This window comes from Rugamonas sp. FW305-51, assembly GCF_058786935.1.
Genome location: NZ_JBYSZG010000028.1, coordinates 1 through 20,001 on the forward strand (window position 1 = coordinate 1; position 20,001 = coordinate 20,001).

The 20,001-nt window shown below is 66.9% G+C and carries 14 protein-coding genes; 6 read left to right on the plus strand and 8 right to left on the minus strand.

From position 1 onward, the window contains the following. Positions 1 to 100: 100 nt before the first annotated feature. The 3 genes from AC3WOS_RS18425 to AC3WOS_RS18435 form a co-directional block, all read right to left on the minus strand. The gene (locus tag AC3WOS_RS18425) at positions 101 to 514 is read right to left on the minus strand and encodes a Rieske (2Fe-2S) protein (protein WP_492717478.1); all 414 of its coding nucleotides are present in this window, start codon (positions 512 to 514) and stop codon (positions 101 to 103) included. Then, positions 511 to 1,170 (minus strand): HAD-IIIA family hydrolase, encoded by a 660-nt coding sequence (locus tag AC3WOS_RS18430; RefSeq protein ID WP_492717479.1) that lies wholly within the window; start codon positions 1,168 to 1,170, stop codon positions 511 to 513. Before AC3WOS_RS18430 ends, AC3WOS_RS18425 begins: the two co-directional genes overlap by 4 nt. A 76-nt stretch (positions 1,171 to 1,246) precedes the next feature. Further along, on the minus strand, positions 1,247 to 2,269 hold the full coding sequence (locus AC3WOS_RS18435) for an RluA family pseudouridine synthase (RefSeq protein ID WP_492717541.1): 1,023 nt from the start codon (positions 2,267 to 2,269) through the stop codon (positions 1,247 to 1,249). Positions 2,270 to 2,903: 634 nt separating this feature from the next. Here AC3WOS_RS18435 and AC3WOS_RS18440 point away from each other — a divergent pair. The 4 genes from AC3WOS_RS18440 (at position 2,904) to moeA (ending at position 10,637) form a co-directional block, all read left to right on the plus strand. Further along, a complete protein-coding gene (locus AC3WOS_RS18440) occupies positions 2,904 to 6,008 on the plus strand; it encodes an Rne/Rng family ribonuclease (protein ID WP_492717480.1) in 3,105 nt (1,034 codons plus the stop codon). 220 nt (positions 6,009 to 6,228) lie between these two features. Beyond that, positions 6,229 to 7,566, plus strand: coding sequence for a chromate efflux transporter (gene chrA, locus AC3WOS_RS18445; RefSeq protein WP_492717481.1), 1,338 nt, complete (start codon positions 6,229 to 6,231; stop codon positions 7,564 to 7,566). 55 nt (positions 7,567 to 7,621) lie between these two features. After that, entirely contained in the window at positions 7,622 to 8,731 is a 1,110-nt protein-coding gene (gene moaA / locus AC3WOS_RS18450) for a GTP 3',8-cyclase MoaA (RefSeq protein WP_492717482.1), read from the plus strand. Between the two features lie 7 nt (positions 8,732 to 8,738). Continuing rightward, a complete protein-coding gene (gene moeA / locus AC3WOS_RS18455) occupies positions 8,739 to 10,637 on the plus strand; it encodes a molybdopterin molybdotransferase MoeA (RefSeq protein ID WP_492717483.1) in 1,899 nt (632 codons plus the stop codon). A 54-nt stretch (positions 10,638 to 10,691) separates the two neighbouring features. Here moeA and AC3WOS_RS18460 read toward each other — a convergent pair whose 3' ends face one another. The 4 genes from AC3WOS_RS18460 to cqsA all read right to left on the minus strand — a co-directional run bounded on the left by AC3WOS_RS18460 (position 10,692) and on the right by cqsA (position 15,953). After that, positions 10,692 to 12,686: an acyl CoA:acetate/3-ketoacid CoA transferase gene (locus AC3WOS_RS18460; protein WP_492717484.1), complete on the minus strand. Its 1,995-nt coding sequence runs from the start codon at positions 12,684 to 12,686 to the stop codon at positions 10,692 to 10,694. Between the two features lie 143 nt (positions 12,687 to 12,829). Beyond that, a complete protein-coding gene (locus tag AC3WOS_RS18465; protein WP_492717485.1) occupies positions 12,830 to 14,179 on the minus strand; it encodes a DNA recombination protein RmuC in 1,350 nt (449 codons plus the stop codon). A 7-nt stretch (positions 14,180 to 14,186) separates the two neighbouring features. Beyond that, positions 14,187 to 14,585, minus strand: coding sequence for a group II truncated hemoglobin (locus AC3WOS_RS18470; RefSeq protein WP_492717486.1), 399 nt, complete (start codon positions 14,583 to 14,585; stop codon positions 14,187 to 14,189). 120 nt (positions 14,586 to 14,705) lie between these two features. Beyond that, positions 14,706 to 15,953 carry an alpha-hydroxyketone-type quorum-sensing autoinducer synthase gene (gene cqsA / locus AC3WOS_RS18475; protein ID WP_492717487.1) on the minus strand — a complete coding sequence of 416 codons (1,248 nt, stop codon included), beginning with the start codon at positions 15,951 to 15,953 and terminating at the stop codon, positions 14,706 to 14,708. Positions 15,954 to 16,113: 160 nt separating this feature from the next. Between cqsA and AC3WOS_RS18480 the strand changes: the two genes are divergently transcribed. Further along, the gene (locus AC3WOS_RS18480) at positions 16,114 to 17,382 is read left to right on the plus strand and encodes a sensor histidine kinase (RefSeq protein ID WP_492717488.1); all 1,269 of its coding nucleotides are present in this window, start codon (positions 16,114 to 16,116) and stop codon (positions 17,380 to 17,382) included. 3 nt (positions 17,383 to 17,385) lie between these two features. Beyond that, complete coding sequence (locus AC3WOS_RS18485) at positions 17,386 to 18,384, plus strand: response regulator (RefSeq protein WP_492717489.1); 999 nt, start codon at positions 17,386 to 17,388, stop codon at positions 18,382 to 18,384. Between the two features lie 127 nt (positions 18,385 to 18,511). On the opposite strand, the gene AC3WOS_RS18490 is transcribed toward AC3WOS_RS18485, so the two are convergent. Then, positions 18,512 to 20,001, minus strand: a 1,490-nt coding sequence (locus tag AC3WOS_RS18490) for an ABC transporter permease (RefSeq protein WP_492717490.1), incomplete at its 5' end; no start/stop codon positions are given.

Here is a 20,001-nt window from a genome sequence, read left to right on the forward strand (position 1 = left end):
GGGCCGGCGGGATGGGGGCGCGTTCAGGTGCGCTGTCGCTCGTGTTTTCGCTCATGTGTACTGCCAGGTCGGATTCATCGGTTGCGGTCGTGGGCGCGCCTCAGGCGCGGGCCGGCCGCACATAGTCGTCGGGTTGCCAATAGATGTGCTGGTCGCGCTCAACCACCGTAATGGGACGCAGCCGTCCGCCCCGGCACGGGCCACCGGCGCAAAAGCCGCTTTCGGGCACATAGATGGCGCCGTGGGTGGAGCACATCAGGTACAGGCCGCTGGACTCGAAGAACTCGCCTTCGGCCCAGTCCAGTTCGATCGGCACGTGGGCGCAGCGATTCAGGTAGCCGTACACGGTGCCGTTGTAGCGCACCACGAAGCCGGTGCCGTCCTCGCCGCCGGCCGTGACGGGAAAGCGCACGCCCTTGCCCCCTTCGAGCACGGCATCGGCCGCGCACACGAGGATGTCGGGCGTGCCGGGGGTGCCGGTGGTGCTGACATTGCTGGTCTCGCTCATGGTCATGCGTGCTCGTTGAGCCACTGGTGCAGCTCGGCGATGGAAGCGGCCGAGAACAGGGGCTGGCAGGCGGCCAGCTGGTCCACGGGATGGGCGCCGTACTGGACGGCAATGGCGGCCGCCCCCGCATTGTTGGCCATCAACAGGTCATGGGTGGTGTCGCCTATCATCACGGTGCGCTTCATGTCCTGGCCCAGTTCCCGCGTCAGCTCCTGCAGCATGGCCGGATGGGGCTTGGAAAATGTTTCATCGGCGCAACGCGTGGCATCGAACATCGACAGCAGGCCGGCCCCGTTCAAGGCCCGGTTCAGGCCGACCCGGCTCTTGCCGGTGGCCACGGCCAGGAAATACGCTTGCTGCGACAGCTCCTCCAGCATGTCACGCGCGCCCTTGAACAGGGTCATCTCGTGATCGCGCGACAGGAAATGGTAGCGGTAGCGTTCCACCAGGCGCGGATAATACTTGGGGTCGATGCCGGGCATGGCCGCCTGCATCGCTTCCGACAGGCCCAGGCCGATCACATGGGCCGCCGCTTCGTCGCGCGGCACAGGCAAGCCGAGGTCCTTGGCCGCCGCCTGTATGCATTTTACGATCGCCGATGTGGAATCCATCAGCGTGCCATCCCAATCGAATACGATTAAGTCAAATTGCTTTCTTGCCATGTCTCCCGACCGCTGTCGCCGCCGGCTCCTTCATTCTGTGCCCGGGAACGGCTGGTGGCCGTCCCCGCCAATTCGGTTAGTTAAGGGGTTTCCCCAAGCTTACCAAGAAACGCTCGCATTCGGCGGCCAGCGGTGCGTTCAATGTTAATAATTTGCCAGTTTCCGGATGGGTAAACGTGATTTGATGGGCGTGCAGGAACATCCGCTTGAGCGCGCCGCGCGTGGCGTCGGCCTTCAGCAAGGCCCGGTTAAGCGCGAAATCGCCGTACTTGTCGTCACCTGCGATGGCGTAGCCCGACGATGCCAGATGAACGCGGATCTGGTGGGTACGCCCCGTTTTCAGTTCCGCTTCCAGCAGGGCGAAATCCTTGAATTTGCGCAATAAGGTAAACACCGTGTGCGACGGCAAGCCGTCGGCCTGCACGGCCACCCGGCGTTCGCCGTCGGCCGTCGTATATTTATGCAGCGGCAACTTCACGTGCTGGCGCGCGTTCTTCCAGTCGCCGGCCACCAGGGTCAGGTAGCGCTTGTCCGTGTGGCCTTCGCGCATCTGTTCGTGCAGGTTGGTCAGGGCCGAGCGTTTTTTCGCCAGCAGCAGCAGGCCCGACGTGTCGCGGTCCAGCCGGTGCACCAGTTCCAGGAACTTCGCGTCCGGACGGGCGGCCCGCAACTGTTCGATCACCCCGAACGACACGCCGGAGCCGCCATGCACGGCCACCCCGGCCGGCTTGTCGATCACCAGCAACTGGCTGTCTTCATAGATGATCTTGAATTCGGCCGCCGGCACGGCGCTGGTGTCGGCCTTCTCGGCCACCCGCACCGGCGGGATACGGACGATATCGCCCTGTACCAATCGGTACAATTGATCGATCCGCCCTTTGTTGACGCGCACTTCGCCCGAGCGCAGGATGCGGTAGATATGACTTTTCGGCACCCCTTTGCATACACGCAACAGGTAGTTATCGATACGCTGACCGGCCTCTTCTTCAGTGATGGTAACGAATTGCGCTTGCGGCAGAACCTGTGTTGAAGGGGGAACAACATCGTTTTGCATCTTCATTTGCTCTGTCTTCCCAGAAAATCTCTCTAAGTCCTTCATTTTGAATATATAATCATTTTGCTGCGGTTCTAGCTGCTGCAAGTGTAAGAATAAAAGCACATTTTACACAGGGGCGTCTCCACTGGCCTCGCCAAATTGCAAATTCAGAGGAAAAAATGTATATGCACCACCCCTGCGCGGATCAAGGTTGCACCGTCGTTGTAATCGGATAGCGCGCAAGAGTGCTGAATTAGAATGTTTGGATTGTAAGGATAAGTCCGGCAAGCACGATCAAGAGTTGTGCTCGCTGGTTGATGAAGTTGATAACGCTTGCCGTTTTCGCCAGACCCCATGCTTAGTTGCAAGCTAATGACGGAAGGCTGAAACAAGCCTAGTTGTCGAAGTTGGTGTACTTGTCATGTAAGCACGGCCAGGATCTGGCTCATCGACGCTGCCCACCGCCTGCATTCTCTGCCCCCCGTACATTTCGGGCCGCATAGAAGAGTTGCAGGTGATGCGGGCACTCGGCATGTCGATCGACCTCATGCGCCCAGTGGCGGCCGCAACCTACGTTGCTGCGCCGCCCCTCAGGGCATACCCACCGCAACCATTTTAATTCTCGCGTATATCCCTGTACTTCGCCGCTTCACGGAGCGGCATTGAGATGGCCCATAGGGTCGCGGAGTTAATAAAAATGAAACGCATGTTGTTTAATGCTACGCAACAAGAGGAGCTGCGCGTAGCGATCGTCGACGGTCAGAAACTGATCGACATCGACATCGAGACGGCCGGACGCGAACAGCGCAAATCCAACATCTACAAAGGCGTGATCACCCGCATCGAGCCGTCGCTGGAAGCGTGCTTCGTCAGCTACGGCGAAGATCGCCACGGTTTCCTGCCGTTCAAGGAAGTGGCCCGTACCTACTTCCGCGAAGGCGTGGACGTGCGCAACGCCTCCGTCAAGGAAGCCCTGCGCGAAGGCCAGGAAATCATGGTGCAGGTGGAAAAGGAAGAGCGCGGCAACAAAGGCGCGGCCCTGACCTCCTTCGTCTCGCTGGCCGGCCGCTACCTGGTGCTGATGCCGAACAACCCGCGCGGCGGCGGCGTATCGCGCCGCGTCGAAGGCGAAGAGCGCCAGGAACTGCGCGAAACCATGGACAAGCTGGACTTGCCGCCAGGCATGTCCGTGATCGCCCGCACGGCCGGCATCGGCCGCAACGTCGACGAGCTGCAGTGGGACTTGAATTACCTGATGCAACTGTGGCGCGCCATCGAAGGGGCCGGCAAGTCGGCCTCGGGCGCCTTCCTGATCTACCAGGAATCGTCGCTCGTGATCCGCGCCATCCGCGATTACTTCCAGCCCGACATCGGCGAAATCCTGATCGACACGGACGACATCTACGAGCAGGCCCATCAGTTCATGAGCCACGTGATGCCCGACATGGTGCACCGCGTCAAGCGCTACAGTGACGACGTGCCCCTGTTCTCGCGCTTCCAGATCGAACACCAGATCGAGACGGCCTACTCGCGCACCGTGCCGCTGCCATCGGGCGGCGCCATCGTGATCGACCACACGGAAGCGCTGGTGTCGGTCGACGTCAACTCGGCCCGCGCCACCCGCGGCTCCGACATCGAGACCACCGCCTTCAACACCAACTGCGAAGCGGCCGAAGAAGTGGCGCGCCAGCTGCGCCTGCGCGACCTGGGCGGCCTGATCGTGATCGACTTCATCGACATGGAAGTGGCCAAGAACCAGCGCGAAGTGGAACAGCGCCTGAAGGACGCGCTGCACCACGACCGCGCCCGTGTACAAATGGGCAAGATTTCCCGCTTCGGCCTGATGGAACTGTCGCGCCAGCGCCTGCGTCCATCCCTGTCCGAAGGCTCGCACGTGACGTGCCCGCGCTGCTCCGGCACCGGCCACATCCGCGACACGGAATCGTCGGCCCTGCAAGTGCTGCGCATCATCCAGGAAGAGGCCATGAAGGAAAACTCGGCCACCATCCACGTGCAAGTGCCCGTCGATGTGGCCGCCTTCCTGCTCAATGAAAAACGGGGCGAAGTGCTGAAGATCGAGAACCGTCACCGCATCGCCGTGATCCTGATCCCGAACAAGCACCTCGACACGCCGCACTACAAGCTCGAGCGCATCAAGCACGACGATCCACGCCTGGAAGACAGCCAGGCCAGCTACACGCTGGCCGAGCAGGCCGAAACCGACATGGCCTACAGCAAGCGCCAGAAGGAAGAAGCCAAGCCGCGCCAGGAAGCCGTCGTCAAGACCATCACCCCGGACCAGCCGGCCCCGATGGTCGAGCGCACCGCCAAGCCGGCCGAGCCGGTCAAGGCCGCCGTGGCCGTGGCCCAGCCTGTGGCCGAGCCAGGTTTCTTCGAGAAACTGTTCAGCTTCTTCCGCGCCAAGCCGGAAGCGCCCGTCATGCCCGTGGCCCCGACCATCGTCGTCAAGCCCGTGCCGACCGACCGTGGCGACCGCAACGCCCGTGGCCCGCGTGGCCGCAGCCGTAACGGCAAGCCGGGCGGCCGTGAGCGCGACGAGCGCGAACCGGGTGCCCGTCCGGCCCAGGATGACAGCGTCAAGGCAGCCGACGCCGGCCGCCCTGCCCGTCCACCCCGTCCGCCGCGCGAACCGCGTGAAGGCCGCGAGCCACGCGAAGGCCAGGCCGCCGAAGGCCAGCGCGAGCGCGGCGAACGTGGCGAACGTGGCGAGCGCGCCGAGCGCCCGCCGCGTCCACCCCGTGAACCACGGGGCGAGAAGCCACAGGTAACGGAAGCGAAAGTGGAAGAACTGACCCTGCCAGTTGCCGCCGCAGGCGCCGCCGTGGCACCGGCAGAGGCGGCAGTTGCCGGCACCGGCCCGGTGGCGGAAACCACCGCCATCCTGAAAACGGCCCCACAAACGGGTCCGGAAGGCGAAGAGTCGGAAGCGGTCGATGGCGAAGAGCCACGCCGCCGCCGCCGCCGCGGTGGCCGTAACCGCAACCGCCGCGAACGCGAAGGTGGCGAAGGGATGGAAGCCGGCGCTACCGGCGAGCCAGGCGAAGGCGCGCCCGTCGTGACCTTCACCGTGGCGCCGGAAACGAACGCCGAAACCGTCGCCGCCGTGGCGCCGGTGGAAGTGGCCGCCGTGGTCGCCGCAGCTGAACCCGTCGTCGCCGCACCGGCCGCCGCCGAGCCGGCAGCGCCAGTGGCAACGGCCGCCGTGGAAGCCGCCGCTCCCGTGGTGGAAGTTGCCCCGGCAGCAGAAGCCGCTCCTGTGGCAGAAGCCGCTCCGGTGGCGGAAGCTGCTCCGGTGGCGGAAGCTGCTCCCGTGGCAGAAGTTGCTCCCGTGGCTGCAGTGGCCCCGGCAGTGGTTGAAGTTGCGGCCCCGGTCGCCGTAGCAGCAGCCGCTGCCGAGCCTGCAGTGGTCGCCCCGGTCGTCGCGCAAGTGGTCGCCCCGGTCGCCGCTCCAGTGGCAACGGAAGTCGCCCCGGCCGCTCCTGTGGCCGAAGCGGTGGTTGCCGCCCCGGTCGTCGCCGAGCCCGTGGTGGCACAGGTGGTCACGCCTGCGCCTGCCGCCCCGGTAGCCGCTCCGGCACCTGCGCCGGCTGCCGCCCCGATCGACCTGCAAGCCGTCCTCGGCTCCGCCGGCCTGACCCTGGCAGCAACAGACCCGGCCAAGCTGCGGGCCGCCCAGGAAGCTGCTGCCAAGGCCGCGCCGCCTGCGCGCGTGCCGCGCGAGCGCAAGCCGCTGCCGCCGCAAGTGGACGAGCCGCTGGTGCAAGTCGACACCCGCCGTTAAGCCGCGCGGAGTGATCCGCGCCGACTGAACGTAAAAAGGGAAGCCGCGTGCTTCCCTTTTTTTCGCCTCACCTTCCCTGGCTGCCCGTTTGCAGGCAGACTGTGAACGCGGTGGGATCAGTGCCAACATTCATATATGAGCTCGACAGGCGCACAGCGCGGTTCATGTATGAATGTTGGCCCCGCCTTACTAATTAATAATCAAGCATCCGCCACCAACGATGATCCAAACTGAGCTGGACCGCCCCGCCCCGATCACTCTGCGCACCGCCTTCTGGTACTGGCTCAAGCTGGGCTTCATCAGCTTTGGCGGCCCGGCGGGCCAGATCGCCATGATGCATGCGGAACTGGTGGAACGGCGGCGCTGGATTTCCGAACAGCGCTTCCTGCACGCGCTGAACTATTGCATGCTGCTGCCCGGCCCGGAAGCCACCCAGCTGGCCATCTACATCGGCTGGCTGCTCCACAAGACGCGCGGCGGCATCGTCGCCGGCGTCCTGTTCGTGCTGCCATCGCTTGTCATCCTCATCGTTTTATCGTGGATCTACATGGCCTATGGCAGCGTGCCGGCGGTCGCTGCGGTGCTGTACGGCATCAAGCCGGCCGTGGTGGCCATCGTGCTGGCGGCGGCCTGGCGCATCGGCAAGCGCTCGCTGAAAAACGCCGCCCTGGTCGCCCTGGCCGCGGCCGCATTTATCGCCATCGCGCTGTTTCATCTGCCATTTCCCGCCATCGTCGCCGGCGCCGCCCTGATCGGCCTGATCGGCGGCCGGCGCTGGCCGGCCCTGTTCCAGGTGGGCGGCGGCCATCCCGGCCAGGCAGCCTCCTATGGCCCGGCACTGATCGACGACGATACGCCCACGCCGCCCCATGCCCGATTTTCCTGGCCCCGCCTGACCTGCGTGGCCGTGCTCGGCGGCGGCCTGGGCGTCACCGCCTGGCTGGTGCTGGCCCTGCTGACCGGCATAGGTCAACCGCTGGCGCAAATGGGCTGGTTCTTCAGCAAGGCCGCCCTGCTCACCTTCGGCGGCGCCTACGCGGTGTTGCCGTATGTCTACCAGGGCGCCGTGGACAGCTTCCACTGGCTGCAGCCGGCGCAAATGATAGACGGCCTGGCGCTGGGCGAAACGACGCCCGGCCCCCTGATCATGATTGTCGCCTTTGTCGGTTTCGTAGGCGCCTGGACCAAGGCCGTGTTCGGCGCCAGCCTGCTGGCGGCCGGCGCGGCGGGCGCCACGGTGGCCACCTTCTTCACCTTCCTGCCGTCCTTCCTGTTCATCCTGGCCGGCGGCCCGCTGGTGGAAGCGACACGCGACAACATCCGCATGACGGCGCCGCTGACGGCCATCTCCGCCGCCGTGGTGGGCGTCATCGTCAGCCTAGCCGTCTTTTTCGGCAAACATGTGTTCTTGCTGGAAACGCCGACGCCCCACCTCGACGTGCCGGCCGTGCTGCTGGGCCTGCTGGCCAGCATCGCCCTGTTACGCTACCAGGTGGGGACCATCAAACTGATACTGGCCTGTGCAATCTCCGGCCTCGTGCTATCGTATATTGGTTAGCGCGCCGATGTGGTACGCGTCCTTGCTGTTACCGGCAGTAACCTTGTAATCATTCATGGCTGAAAAAATCATCTTTGTGTCGGACCAGCGCCAGCTGGCGCCGGCCATCCCCGCGGTACCGGAAGCGCCCACCGGCCGTGTAACGGACCGGTTTGACCGGCCCCTGCACGACCTGCGCATTTCCGTCACCGACCGCTGCAACTTCCGCTGCGTGTACTGCATGCCCAAGGAAGTGTTCGATCAGAATTACGCCTATCTGCCGCACAGCGACCTGCTCTCGTTCGAGGAAATCACCCGCATCGCCAGCCTGTTCGTGGCCCACGGTGTGGAAAAAATCCGCCTGACGGGCGGCGAACCGCTGCTGCGCAAGAACGTGGAACGCCTGGTCGGCATGCTGAGCGAACTGAAAACCGTCAGCGGCCAGCCGCTGGACCTGACCCTGACCACCAACGGCTCGCTGCTGGCCAGGAAGGCGCAGTCGCTCAAAGATGCCGGATTGCAACGGGTCACCGTCTCGCTCGACGCGCTCGACGACGCCATCTTCAAGCGCATGAACGACGTCGACTTCGCCGTCGAGGACGTGCTCAATGGCATCGACGTGGCGCACCAGGTGGGCTTGGGGCCGATCAAGGTCAACATGGTGGTCAAGGGCGGCATGAACGACAGCCAGATCCTGCCCATGGCGCGCCACTTCAAGGACACGCCCTACATCCTGCGCTTCATCGAATACATGGACGTGGGCGCCTCCAACGGCTGGAACCTGGCCGAAGTGATCCCGTCGGCCGAAGTGCAGCGCCGCATCCACGCCGAGCTGCCGCTGGTGCAGGCCGACCCCAACTACACGGGCGAGACGGCCGCCCGCTGGCGCTATGCGGACGGCGGCGGCGAAATCGGCCTGATCTCCAGCGTGACCCAGGCATTTTGCCGCGATTGCACGCGGGCCCGCCTGTCCACCGAAGGCAAGCTGTATACTTGCCTGTTCGCCAGCCAAGGCCACGACTTGCGCGCCCTGTTGCGCGGCGGCCGCAGCGACGCGGAAATCGCCGGCGCCGTGGCCCTGCTGTGGCGCGCGCGCGGCGACCGTTATTCCGAAACGCGCACGGAGCAGACCAGCGGACTGGGCGGCCGTGCCAACAAGGTTGAAATGTCTTATATCGGGGGATAGTTTGTCTTTGAACAGCAAGGTAAGTGGCCTGATACTGGCCGGTGGCCGCGGCACCCGCATGGGCCGGGCCGACAAGGGTTTGCAGCCATTCCGGGGCACTACGCTGGTGGCCCACGTGCTGCAGCGGCTGGCGCCGCAGGCGGCCAGCGTGGCCATCAACGCCAACCGCAACCTGCCCCAGTACCAGGAATACGGCTGCCCCGTGTTCAGCGACGAGCTGGGCGGCTTCGAAGGCCCGCTGGCCGGCCTGCAGACGGGCCTGCGCCACTGCGCCACGGAACTGCTGCTGACGGCCCCCTGCGATTCGCCCTTCCTGCCGGCCGACCTGGCCCAGCGCCTGGCCGCCGCCCTGCAGTCGCAGGATGCGGAGGTGGCCGTGGCCGTCACGCTGGAACCGGACGAGCATGGCGTCGTCCAGCGCCAGCTCCATCCCGTGTTCGCCCTGCTCAAGGCCAGCCTGCTGCCCCGGCTGGACGCCTACCTGGCCACCGGCGCGCGCCGCATGGAAGGCTGGTACAAATCGCTGCGCCTGGCCGAAGTGGTGTTCGAGGACGCCGCCGCCTTCCGCAACCTCAACACGCTGGGCGAGCTGCAGCAACATGAACAGGCCGGCGGCCGGCCCGACCAGCCGCTCACGCTGGCCACCGTGGCCAGCTGCCTCGATGCCTACGACCCCGATGCGCTGTCCGTGCGCGACGCCCAGCGCATCATCGGCGACTACATCACGCCCATCCAGTCGGCCGAAAAAGTGGCGCTGCGCAGCGCCCTCGACCGCGTGCTGGCGCAGGACGTGATCTCGCCCATCAACGTGCCGGCCTATGACAACTCGGCCATGGACGGCTATGCCCTGCGGGGCGCCGACCTGCCGCAGGACGGCAGCGTCACCCTGGACGTGATCGGCATCGTCTACGCGGGCCGGCCCACGGCCCTCAGCTGCGGCCCCGGCCAGTGCGTGCGCATCATGACGGGCGGCGCCATGCCCGACGGCTGCGACACCGTGCTGCCGCAGGAACTGGCCGCCGCCATCGGCGACGGCAACGTCACCATCGCGGCCGGCGTGCTGCGCGCCGGCGACAACCGCCGTTTCAAGGGCGAGGACCTGGCCGAAGGCGGCGTGGCCATCGCCCGCGGCAAGCTAGTGCGCCCGGCCGACCTGGGCCTGATCGCCTCGCTCGGCCTGGCCGAAGTGGCCGTGCAGCGCCGCCTGCGGGTGGCCTTCTTCTCCACCGGCGACGAGCTGCGCTCGGTGGGCGAGACGCTGGACACGGGCTGCGTCTACGACAGCAACCGCTACACCCTGTTCGGCATGCTGCAGCGCCTGGGCTGCGACGTGATCGACATGGGCATCGTCAAGGACGACACGGTGGCGCTGGAAGCGGCCCTGCGCAGCGGCTGCGAGAACGCGGACGCCATCATCACCTCGGGCGGCGTGTCCGACGGCGCGGCCGACTACACGCGCGCCATGATGGCGCGCCTGGGCGACGTCGCGTTCTGGAAGCTCAACATGCGCCCCGGCCGGCCGCTCGCCTTCGGCAAGATCAGCTCCAACGGCCGCAGCGCCTGGCTGTTCGGCCTGCCCGGCAATCCGGTGGCGGTGATGGTGTCGTTCTACTTCTTCGCCCGCGCCGCGCTGCTGCACATGATGGGCGCCAACGCCCCGCTGCCGCTGCTGCGCGCGCGGGCCCAGGCGGGCATCCGCAAGCGCGCCGGACGCAGCGAATTCCAGCGCGGCATCCTCAGCACGGGCGAGGATGGCCAGCCCCAGGTGCGCCTGACGGGCGCCCAGGGTTCGGGCATCCTGCGCTCGATGTCGGAGGCCAACTGCATGGTGGTGCTGCGCGACGACCAGGGCAACGTGACCGAGGGCGACCTGGTCGACGTGCTGCCGTTCGAAGGCCTGCTGTAACGATGCGCCGCCTGCCCGCGTGACCACTGCCGCCAGGCAGGGCGCGGGCCGGCGCTACTCCTCCTTCTGCAGCCGCGCCAGCGCTTCCGCCGGATCGGCATACAGCGACGGCTCGGTGGCCGCGCGCCGGAACGCCCGTCCCAGGCTGGCGCGCATAAAACTGCTGTGGGCGAAGCGCGTCACCTTGCTGTAGTAGTGCTCATGCAGGCTGTTGACCATGGCCACGTAGTCGTCCATCAGCTCCGGCAGGATGGAGAAATTGTCGTAGTTGATCACGGCCGGCACCTTGTGCCCCAACCCGCCCAGTCGCTGCGCCACCAGCGCCCGTATGGTCTCGATGGTGGCGCGGTCGGCCACTTCATAACCCTCGAAATTGGCGAAGAACAGCTGCTGCTGGGCGTCGTACACCAGACGCTCCTCCAGCGGCCGCGCCAGGAAGTCGGCGCGCCAGCCCATGGCCGCCGTGCCGAAGATGCGCGCATCCATGGTCTTCAGTGTGGCGCTGATGGCGGGACGGAAGCTCATGTGCGCCAGGATGTCGCGTTCCAGGTCGATGCCGGGCGCGATCTCGATCAGCTCCAGCCCCTGCGGCTGCAGGCGGAACACGCAACGCTCCGTCACGTACAGGGCGCTCTGGCCGCGCCGCAGCGCGTACTCGCCGCTGTAGGTGCGGTGCTCGACCTCGTCGACGAACTTGCGCGCCTGCCCTTCCTGCACGATGCACAGCTGGCCGTCGCGCACGGCCACCTGCAGCGCACCGGCCGTGAAGGTACCCACGAACACCACCTTCTTCGCGTTCTGGCTGATGTTGATGAAGCCACCCGCGCCGGCCAGCCGGTCGCCGAATTTGCTCACGTTCAGGTTGCCGTGGCGGTCGGCCTGGGCCAGCCCCAGGAAGGCCACATCGAGCCCGCCGCCATCGTAGAAGTCGAACTGGTAGGGCTGGTCGATGATGGCGTCGGCATTGGTGGCGGCGCCGAAATTGAGGCCGCCGGCCGGCAGCCCGCCGATCACGCCCGGCTCCGCCGTCAACGTCACCAGGTCGAACACTTTTTCCTCGGCCGCCACCGAAGCCACGCCTTCGGGCATGCCGATGCCGAGGTTGACGACATGATTGGGCTTGAGCTCCATCAGCGCGCGGCGGGCGATGATCTTGCGCTCGGACATGGGCATGGTGGCCAGCGTTCCCAGCGGCACGCGCAGCTCGCCCGCGAAGGCGGCGCTGTAGGGCTCGGCAAAGGTCTGCATGTGGTACTCGGGCTGCTCGGCCACCACCACGCAATCGACCAGGATGCCGGGAATCTTGACCTGGCGCGGCGGCAGCGTGCCCCGCTCGGCGATGCGCTCCACCTGCACGATCACGATGCCGCCCGAATTGTGGGCCGCCATGGCGATGGCCAGCGCTTCCAGCGTGAGCGCCTCGCGCTCCATGGTCACGTTGCCGTTGGCGTCGGCCGTAGTGCCGCGAATGATGCCCACGTGGATCGGTTGCGCCTTGTAGAACAGGCACTCCTTGCCGCCCACCGTGAGCAATTCCACCAGCTCTTCCGTGGTGCGCGCGTTGATCTTGCCACCGCCGTGGCGGGGGTCGACAAAGGTGCCCAGGCCCACATGGGTCAGCAGGCCGGGCTTGCCGGCGGCCGTGTCGCGAAACAGCTGGCTGATCACGCCCTGCGGCAGGTTGTAGGCCTCGATCTTGCCGGAGGTGGCCAGCTGCTGCAACTTGGGCACCAGCCCCCAGTGGCCGCCCACCACGCGCTTGAGCATGCCCTCGTGGGCCAGGTGGTTCAGGCCCCGCTCCTTGCCGTCGCCCTGCCCCGCCGCATAGACCAGCGTCAAGTCGCGCGGATGGCCGCCGCCGTCGGGCGCCAGGAAGCGCCGCTCGAGCGCCACCGCGATGTTCTCCGCGAAGCCGACACCGACAAAGCCGCCGCTGGCGATGGTGTCGCCGTCGCGGATCAGGCCTACCGCGTCAGCCGCGCTGACGATCTTGTTGCGCCGCACGGCCGGCATGGCCAACGACGAGAAATCCAGGCTACGACCAGGCATGACAGTCTCCGTTCAGAATTGCACCGGGGGTTATTCCCCTCTGTCTGTCGCTTCGTACTGCTGCTGCACTACTGCCGCACTACTGCTGCACTGCTGCTGTACCGCCGTACTTCCGCCCCACTGCTGCGATTTTCAATTGCCTGCTACGCCACTTCCGTTTCGTTCACATCCAGGTCGGGGCCCAGCAGCAGCTGCGCCGCCTCGCTGGGCAAGGCCTCCACCGACTTGAGCTTGCGCGCCATCTGGCGGCTGCGCGTCTCGGCCGATTCGATATTCTTGGCGGCCCGTTCCAGCGTCAGCCTGGTGGCCGACAGCACGTCGCCGAACTTGGCGAACTCCGTCTTCACGGCGCCCAGCACCTGCCACACTTCCGACGAACGTTTTTCCAGCGCCAGCGTGCGGAAGCCCATCTGCAGGCTGTTGAGCAGCGCCGACAGCGTCGACGGACCGGCGATGCTGATGCGGTGCACGCGCTGCAATTCATCGGCCAGGCCGGGACGGCGCATCACTTCCGCGTACAGGCCCTCGGTGGGCAGGAACAGGATGGCGAAGTCGGTCGTGTGGGGCGGCGCCAGGTATTTGTCGGCGATGGTCTTGGCCTCCGCGCGCACGGCCCGTTCCAGCTCGCGCCCGGCCAGCGCCACGCCGTCGGCGTCGGCCCGCTCGGCCGCGTCCAGCAGGCGCTCGTACTGCTCCTTGGGGAACTTGGCGTCGATCGGCATCCACACGGGCGCGCCGCCCTCGACATGGCCCGGCAGGCGCAGCGCGAACTCCACGCGCGCGCCGCTGCCGGCGATGGTTTCCACGTTCTTGGCATACTGCTCCGGCGTCAGTACCTGCTCCAGCAGCATTTCCAGCTGCACTTCGCCCCAGGTGCCGCGCGTCTTCACATTGGTCAGCACCCGTTTCAGGTCGCCCACGCCCAGCGCCAGCTGCTGCATCTCGCCCAAGCCCTGGTGCACCCGTTCCAGCCGCTCCGACACTTGCTGGAACGAGGCCGACAGGCGCGACTCAAGCGTGGCGTGCAGCTTCTCGTCCACCGTCTTGCGCATCTCTTCCAGCCGGGCGCCGTTGTCGGCCTGCAGGTCGCGGATTTTTTCCTCCAGCGTGGCGCGCACTTCCAGCATGCGCTGCGCGTTCGATTCCGTCAGCCGGATCAGCGCCAGGTTCATGCTCTCGCCAAAGCGCTTCAGGCTTTGCGCCTGCTCCTCGCGCCCTGTCTGGCCCTGGCTGTCGATCTGGCGCCGCATCGCTTCCAGCTGCTGGACGCTGGCGGCCTGCGCCTGTGCCAGCAGCTGCGCCGTGTCCTGGCGGCTGGCCTGGGCCGTCGCCTGCAGCTGCATGCGCACTTCCCGTTCGACCCGCTCGATGCGCTCGGCCAGGCCGGCCTCGTTGGCCCCCGTGCCCGCACGGGCGCGCCACAGCGCCAGCACTTGCAAGGCCAGCACGGCGGCGCCGACGGCCAGCAGGACGATGAATTCGATGTTGGTCATGGGGCGGTCAATCCGGTTTGTTGCGCATCCAGTCGGCCGTCTGGTAGAACGATTCCATCAGCCGCAAGCGCAGCGATTCGTCGATTCCCACATCCTCCATGGCCCAGGCCATGGCGCGCAGCCACTGGTCCCGCTCCTGGGTGCCGATGGCGAACGGCATGTGGCGCGCCCGCAGGCGCGGGTGGCCGAAGCGCTCGATGTAGGCGTCCGGCCCGCCCATCCAGCCGCACAGGAACCAGAACAGGCGGTCGCGCGCATTGTCCAGCGTTGGCGGGTGCGCGGCGCGCAGCAGCGCGAACTCCGGCTCCAGTTCCATCAGGTCATAGAAACGGTCGACCATCTCGCGCACGCGCGTTTCGCCGCCGATCACATCGTAGAGAGTTTGAGGTGCAGTCATAGCCGCCATCATAGCGCACCGCGGGCCGCCGTCACAGCACGGCAGCCCGTCGCCGCACGATCGGGCCCCGCCGTCCGGTGCCCGGTGCTCCCGGCGTTCCCGCAGCTCCCGCGCCGCAGCTCCTAGCGCTCAGACCAGCGCCAGCCGGCGCAAGCGGCGGCTGGACGACCAGCTTTCCAGTTCCACCTGCTCACGGATGGCGGCGCAGGCGGCCAGCACCTGCGCTTCCTGCGCCGTATCGAGGGCCGCGTTCAGCGTCAGGCGCACCAGCGAGCGGTTCTTGGGCGTGGCCGGAGCGCAGAACATGGCGCCGTACACGCCATGGCGTTCCAGCGCCTTGCGCAGGGCCAGCGTGCGTGGCTCGGCCCCCGCCTCCAGGGCGATGATCTGTTCGGTGCCGTCGCTGACGTTGTAGCCCAGCGCGTCCAGCCCCGCGCGCAGGCGCCGGGCGATGCCGGCCAGCGCCGCGCGCCGGCCTTCGGCCGCCGCCACGAAGTCGATCGCCGCATCGAACCAGGCCAGCTCGTGCTCCAGCAGGCAGGAGCTGAAGATGGCCGGACGCGACTCCGACAGGAAATAGCCCTTGAACTTGCTGGAACAGGTGATGAAGCCGGCCCGCCCGGCGAACGCCTTGGCCAGCGACGCGGTGCGAAAATGCACCCGCTCGCTCAAGCCCAGCTGGGCCACCAGGCCGGCGCCGCGCGGGCCGTGCGTGCCCAGCGAATGGGATTCGTCCACCACCAGCAGGCAGCCGTGGCGCTCGGCCAGCTCCACCAGCGCCGCCAGCGGGGCCACGCTGCCGTTGGTGCTGTACAGGGCGTCGACGGCGATGATGCCGCGGCCGTGGCGGGCCAGCTGGCGCTGCAGGTGGTCGAGGTCGTTGTGCAGGAAGGACACGGCTTCGGCGCCGGCCGACTGCACGCCTTCCCACAGCGAGGCGTGAGCCTGCAAGTCCAGGTAGACCGGCACCCCGGGACTGGCCAGGCATTGCACCAGCCCCACGTTGGCGGCCCAGCCGGACTGGGTCAGGATGCCGTCCTCGGCCCCCATCAGGCGCGCGAACTTGCGTTCCAGCCGGTGCTGGGGGCTGCCCTCCTGCAGGTAGACGGCCGACATCAGCAGCGCCCCGCCGCCGCCGGCCAGGCGGTCCACCTGGGCCTGCACCAGCGCCGGCTCCCCGCCCAGGCACAGGTAGTCGTTGCCGGCCAGAAAGATCGCGCCGTCCGGCGTCGGTTGCCAGGCGTGCGGATGTTCGCCGCCCAGCAATTGTTCGATCCGCGTCACGTAATGGGCATCCATGCGGCTGGTGACGTAGTCAGGCATGAAGTGTTCGGCGGCGTTGGGCCGCAGGCGGGCCGTGGCGATAGCATTGGACATATGTTCCCCTTTTGGAATGGTTGTTTTATTTGAACTACTCCCCAGACATTGCCGTTTTGCTACAAAGCGGGTTTGATGCGGATCAATAGACGGGATAAAAGGAGCTGCCGCGTTGCAATTTCGGAGGATCATGATATTTTGATAAAAATCAAAATCGGCCATGACACCTCCTCTGCAAGCGCGCTGGAAGCAATGGCAGCACCGGCTGGTGCAATCGCTGCGGCGCTACCACTGCCAGCAGCAGCACGCCACCGCCCGCGTGCTGGTGCTGGCGGCCATGGGTACGGTGGGCATGCCGCTGTACTATGTGATCTGGCACATGTATTTTCCGCAGGAATATGAAAGCCTGCCCCTGCGCATCATCGGCATCCTGCTGTGCGCGCTGGGCCTGGGCGCCCGCCGCTTCAGCCGCCGCTGGCTGGAGCGCTACCTGCTGGTCACGCTGAGCTACATTTTTTCCTTCTTCTTCAGCTACATGTTCCTGATGAACCATGCCTCGGGCGTGTGGAGCGAATCGCTGCTGATCGCGCTGGTGGTACTGTTCCACTTCGACACGGACCTGGCCTGCCGCGCCTATGTGATCGGCACCGTGGCCGCCTGCCTGGCCGTGGTCATCCCCGGCCATGGCGAATTGCTGCTGAGCCGTCACGTGCTGCAGCAGCTGCCCATCCACTGGTTCACCATCGCCATCCTGTCGGTGGCCAAGGTCAGCCGCAACGTACTGGAGCAGGAAAAGCTGGCCGGGCTGGGTGCCGGGCTGGCCACGGTGGCGCATGAACTGCGCACCCCGCTGGCCAGCGTGGACGCCAACGTGCGCGGCCTGGGCCGGCTGTTGCACGACGGCCCGGGCCGCGACGGCCGCTGCGACGCGCTGGGCCGCATCCAGTTCGAAGTGCGCCACATGAACCACATGATCGACCTGTTCCTGCTCAGCGCGACGGCCGTCAACCGCAACCTGCGGCCCACGGAAGCCGTTTCCATGGCCGACGCCGTGCAGGCCGTGCTGCGGCGCTATCCGTTCACGGGACCGGACCAGCAGCAGGCCGTGGTGTGCGAAGTGCGGCGCAACTTCCGCTTCGCCGGCCAGAGCGAACTGACGGTGGTGATCCTGCTCAACCTGCTGCGCAATGCCATCAAGGCCATCCACCGGGCCGGCAAGGGCCGGGTGCGCATCGTGATCGACGGCGGCCGGCCCACGCCGCGCCTGCTGTTCATCGATACCGGCTGCGGCGTGGCGCCGCGCCAGCTGCCGCTGATCTTCCACCGCTTCTATTCCTACCCGGCGCACAACGGAACCGGAATAGGTCTTGCGTTATGTAAAGAAATAATGGAGGCGTGGGATGCTACTATTCGGTGCGTCTCGCGGGAATCAGCATACGCGATCTTCGTTCTGGAATTTCCCAAGTCTAGTGCTGCAAACCTTAGGTGAACCATGCAACTACCCGTCTACACCCATCCGACCCTGACCGTGCTGGTCGACGACAGCGATTCGTTCCTGAAGAGCCTGTCGTTCCAGCTCGATCCCATGCTCGCCAGCAAGACCTTCCATGACACCAGCGTGGCGCTGGACTGGCTGACCCAGAGCCGGCGCCGTGACGACGTGCCGCTGCACGTCAATTTCGACACCCAGAACCAGCCGCCCGACCAGTGCAACGTGGCGCTGGACCTGGAGCGCATCTACCGCATCAGCGAGCAGCGCCAGCGCTTCGCCACGCCGTCGGTGCTGGTGGTCGATTATTCGATGCCGCAGATGAACGGGCTGGAATTCTGCCAGGCGGTGCAGCACCTGCCGTGCAAGAAGATCCTGTTTACGGGCGCGGCCGACGAGAAGATTGCCGTCACCGCCTTCAACCGGGGCCTGATCGACCGCTACATCAAGAAAAGCGACGACAACGCGCTCGACATTCTCGAGATCGAGATCGCAGCCCTGCAAAAGGCGTACTTCGCGGAGCAGTCGGAAACCCTGCGCGACCTGGTGGTGCTGCACAACTACCAGTTCCTGGGCGACCCGGCCCTGTCGCGCCTGGTGGAGGAACTGAGCCGCAGCATGGGCTTCGTCGAGCACTACATCTTCCCCAACCCGACCGGCATCCTGTTCTTCGACAAGGCCGGCCGGCCCACGCTGATGATCATCGAGACGGAACAGGGCATGAGCGCCCAGTACGAGATCGCGCGCGACAGCGAGGCGCCGCCGTCGCTGCTGAACGCGCTGCAGGAGCGGCGCGTGATCCCCTTCTTCTGCGATGCCGAAGGCGACGGCATGTACTCGAGCGCGGTAGGCGACAACTGGCACCGCTACTGCCAGCCGGCCCAGATCTGCCAGGGCCAGGAAGCCTATTTCTGGGCCCTGTTCCCCCTGCCCGAGCACTATTTCGACGGTCCCCTGTTCTCCTACGCCCAGTTCCTGCAGGAGCAGCACGCGCCGGCCTGAACGCACCCGCCTGAGCGCACCCGCCAGGGCGCGCGGCCACGGCAGGCCTTGGCCGCGGCGCAGCCCGGTGCCGGCACGACGCTGCCGGGGCCCGGCCCAGCCCCGGCATGGGCCGCTCGGCCAGCCCTCAGGCCGCCTCGCGCAGCGTCAGCAAAGGCGGCCGGCGCAGCACCTGGCGCAAGCCCAGCCAGCCGCCGGCCATGGCGCACAGGGCGCCGGCCAGCAGCCCGGCCAGCCACACGGTGGGCTGGAAGGTCCAATCGAACTTGAACTGGTAGGTGGCCAGGCCCCAGCCCATGGCGGCCGCGCCCGTGGCCGCCAGCACGCCGGCCAGCGCCCCCACCAGCGCGAACTCGATCAGCTGGGCCTGCGACAGCTGGCGCCGCGTGGCGCCCAGCGCCCGCAGCAGTCCCGCTTCGCGGCTGCGTTCATCCTGCGATCCCATCAGCGCCGCGTACAGCACCAGCACGCCCGAGGCCAGCGTGAACGCGAACAGGAATTCCACCGCGGCCACCACCTGGTCCAGCACGGCCTGCAGCTGGCGCAGCAGCCCGCCCACGTCGATGATGGTCAGGTTGGGATAGGCGCGCGTGAGGGCGTTCATCAGCCCGCCCTGCCCGGGCGGCAGGTGGAAGGCCGTGATCCAGCTTTGCGAGCTGGCCGCCAGCGCCTGCGGATTGAGGATGACGAAGAAATTGACCCGCATCGATCCCCACTCCAGCTTGCGCAGGCTGGTGATGGTGGCCTCCACCGGCGCCCCGGCGATGTCGAAGCGCAGCCGGTCGCCCAGCTTCCAGTGCAGCGTCCTGGCGATGCCCTCCTCCACCGACGCCTGCGCCATGCCGGGGCGGTCGCTGAACCAGGCGCCGGCGCTGATCCGGTTGCCCTGCTGCGGCCGGTCCATGGACGAGAGGTTGAATTCGCGGTCGGCCAGGCTTTTGGCGCGCTCGTCGGTGTAAGTGTCGGCCGTCACGGCCTGGCCGTTCACGGCCGTCAGCCGGCCCCGTATCATGGGGAACTGGGGCGCCTCGCGCACGCCCGCGCGCGTCAGCCGCTCGGCCAGGTCGGCGCGCTGCTCGGGCTGGATGTTGATGATGAAGTGGTTGGGCGCGTCGGCCGGGGTGGCGTTGCGCCAGGCCGTCATCAGGTCGCCCCGCACCACCGTCAGCAGCAGCAATGCCATCAGGCCCAGCGCCAGCGACACGATCTGCACCAGCGTGGCGCCGGGGCGGCGCTGCAGCGAGGTGATGGCGAAGCGCCAGCTCTGGTGCGCAATGGCGCCCCGCAGCGGCTTGAGCGCGGCCAGGCCCAGCCACCCGGCCAGGCCGAACACGGCGAACGCGGCCACGAAGCCAAGCGCCGTGTACAGGGCCAGCTGGGTGTCGCCTGCCTGCCACAGCAGCAGCACGATGAAGCTGGCCAGGCCCAGGCCATAGGTGGCCAGCGCCAGCGGCTGGGGCGCAGCCTGCTCGCGCCGGATCACGCGGTTGTGCGGCACGTTGCGCAGCTGCAGCACGGGCGGCAGGGCAAAGCCCACCAGCAGCAGCATGCCGGCCGCCAGCCCCTGCAGGGCCGGCGCGGCCTGGTGCTGGCCGATACGGTCGGTTTCGCCAGCAT

Excerpts from the sequence above, each read along its gene's own strand:
- AC3WOS_RS18425 (WP_492717478.1), bottom strand. The coding sequence starts at position 514 with ATGACCATGAGCGAGACCAGCAATGTCAGCACCACCGGCACCCCCGGC.
- AC3WOS_RS18430 (WP_492717479.1), bottom strand. The coding sequence starts at position 1,170 with ATGGCAAGAAAGCAATTTGACTTAATCGTATTCGATTGGGATGGCACG.
- AC3WOS_RS18435 (WP_492717541.1), bottom strand. The coding sequence starts at position 2,269 with ATGAAGGACTTAGAGAGATTTTCTGGGAAGACAGAGCAAATGAAGATG.
- AC3WOS_RS18440 (WP_492717480.1), top strand. The coding sequence starts at position 2,904 with ATGAAACGCATGTTGTTTAATGCTACGCAACAAGAGGAGCTGCGCGTA.
- chrA (WP_492717481.1), top strand. The coding sequence starts at position 6,229 with ATGATCCAAACTGAGCTGGACCGCCCCGCCCCGATCACTCTGCGCACC.
- moaA (WP_492717482.1), top strand. The coding sequence starts at position 7,622 with ATGGCTGAAAAAATCATCTTTGTGTCGGACCAGCGCCAGCTGGCGCCG.
- AC3WOS_RS18460 (WP_492717484.1), bottom strand. The coding sequence starts at position 12,686 with ATGCCTGGTCGTAGCCTGGATTTCTCGTCGTTGGCCATGCCGGCCGTG.
- AC3WOS_RS18465 (WP_492717485.1), bottom strand. The coding sequence starts at position 14,179 with ATGACCAACATCGAATTCATCGTCCTGCTGGCCGTCGGCGCCGCCGTG.
- AC3WOS_RS18470 (WP_492717486.1), bottom strand. The coding sequence starts at position 14,585 with ATGGCGGCTATGACTGCACCTCAAACTCTCTACGATGTGATCGGCGGC.
- cqsA (WP_492717487.1), bottom strand. The coding sequence starts at position 15,953 with ATGTCCAATGCTATCGCCACGGCCCGCCTGCGGCCCAACGCCGCCGAA.
- AC3WOS_RS18480 (WP_492717488.1), top strand. The coding sequence starts at position 16,114 with ATGACACCTCCTCTGCAAGCGCGCTGGAAGCAATGGCAGCACCGGCTG.
- AC3WOS_RS18485 (WP_492717489.1), top strand. The coding sequence starts at position 17,386 with ATGCAACTACCCGTCTACACCCATCCGACCCTGACCGTGCTGGTCGAC.